General features: G+C 46.2%; 3 protein-coding genes. 1 reads left to right on the top strand and 2 read right to left on the bottom strand.

Annotated elements, in window-relative coordinates:
• Positions 1-12: 12 nt before the first annotated feature.
• Positions 13-156, bottom strand: coding sequence for a hypothetical protein (locus Q4B82_RS09470; protein WP_303066211.1), 144 nt, complete (start codon positions 154-156; stop codon positions 13-15).
• A 154-nt stretch (positions 157-310) separates the two neighbouring features.
• Positions 311-1135 carry a cytidine deaminase gene (gene cdd / locus Q4B82_RS09475; protein WP_303066212.1) on the bottom strand — a complete coding sequence of 275 codons (825 nt, stop codon included), beginning with the start codon at positions 1133-1135 and terminating at the stop codon, positions 311-313.
• 377 nt (positions 1136-1512) lie between these two features.
• Between cdd and Q4B82_RS09480 the strand changes: the two genes are divergently transcribed.
• On the top strand, positions 1513-1699 hold a 187-nt coding region (locus Q4B82_RS09480), incomplete at its 3' end, for a Na+ dependent nucleoside transporter N-terminal domain-containing protein (RefSeq protein WP_303066213.1).

A 1699-nucleotide genomic window follows, 5' to 3' on the forward strand; every position in this document is an offset into this window, starting at 1 on the left:
GGTCGCCAGGCATCAAAACGGTTTGGGCAAATGCGCCAGCAGGGGCGGAAATGTGTGGGGTTGCCATGTGTATTTTCCTTTAAAATAAAGTGGGTTAATCAAAAAACATTTTTCAGGCAGCCTTTCGGTATGCAGCAATTTTTGATGTTGCCACAAACCTACTCCCTCCCCCTATGTAAGGGGGAGGGCTGGGGTGGGGGTTAGAAACCCAACGTGCCACCCCCACCCTAACCCTCCCCCGCTAGCGAGGGAGGGGAGAAATTTCAGGCAGCCTGAAAAGACATGAAAACAGGCTGCATTGTAACCGCAATCATTTCAAGGTCAAAATCCGCAATGGCACGGGCGACAATGCCGACCATAAAGCCTGTGTGTGGGCGATGTGTCCGCCGTGTTCTGTGCAAATCAAAGCCGCCTCTTGTACCTGATTTTCGTGGTAGCCGCTCAATCGCAAAAAATTCAACGCCACTTGCAAAGGCGGCAAAGTGGGGTTGTATGCCGCGTTTTCGGCATAGCCGCCTGCAAAAATCTCGCCCGATTCAACGCGCAACGCCACGCCCGCATAGGCTTGGGAATAAGGCGCGTAGCTGCGGTTCAATTCGTGCAAGGCTGCCTGAAAAACCGCATCATCTTGCGCCCCATTTTCAGGCAGGCTGAAACCGTGATTTTGCGCGTCCAAAAACCGCACCGTCATGTCCAAATCTTTGGGACCAAAGCTGTCGGGCAAATATTGGCTCAACAGATTGTTGCGGCTGTGGGGCAGGTGGATACGCAGCTCTTCCGCGCCGCGCAATTCATTCAAAAATTGGCGACAATGTCCGCAAGGCGTGTAATTGACCACAATATCGGTAATGCGTTTTGCGCCACGCGCCCAAGCATGGGCAATCGCACTTTGTTCGGCATGGACGGTTTGTCCCATTGCCGCGTGGCTGCATTCTTGGTTTGCACCAAAATAGAAGTTGCCCTGCTCATCAATCGCGCACGCACCCACTTTAAAATGAGAAACAGGCACAACTGCTTGCTCTATCCCATTGACCAATAAAGAAAATGCCAAATCAATCAAATCATCTGAATGGTTGGCGTGGGCAGCCTGAAAAGCCAAAACATCTTGATGAGAAAAATAACTCTGTAATTTCATAAATTTACTTTCAAAAGACAAAATCAAATATTAAATCATGTTAATTTTAATCAAAAAGCATGGAAAATAACTTAACACTACATTGCAATAAAACGCATTTCAGTATAGCATTGTTGCCGATTTGATAAAGCGGATTTTGCGTTTTTTGGCATAAAATGCCACTTATCAAATTTAATTTGAGAAAAGAGATTTTAGAACCTGTGTTTGTAAGATTGATGGCTTGATTTTATCGTCAATTCTTGCGAATACAAGACGGCTTTTCATGCCAATATTGAACATATTGGCATGAAAAGCCAACGCAGTAGGCGCATGAAGTGGCGATAAAAGCAAGCTATTGAGATGATGAACACAGGTTCTTACGATTTGGAGTTTCCGTTATGGGTATTTTAAACAGTTTGTTGGGCATGGTCGCTTTGTTGGCAATTGCCTTTATTTTGTCCAAACACAAAAAATCAATCAACAAACGCACCGTTGGCGTGGCATTTGCCATTCAATTTGGTTTTGGGGCATTGATTTTGTATGTGCCAGCAGGACGTGCCGTGTTGGAAATGGTGTCCAATGGCG

The organism is Alysiella sp. (assembly GCF_030525755.1).
Lineage (GTDB): Bacteria > Pseudomonadota > Gammaproteobacteria > Burkholderiales > Neisseriaceae > Simonsiella.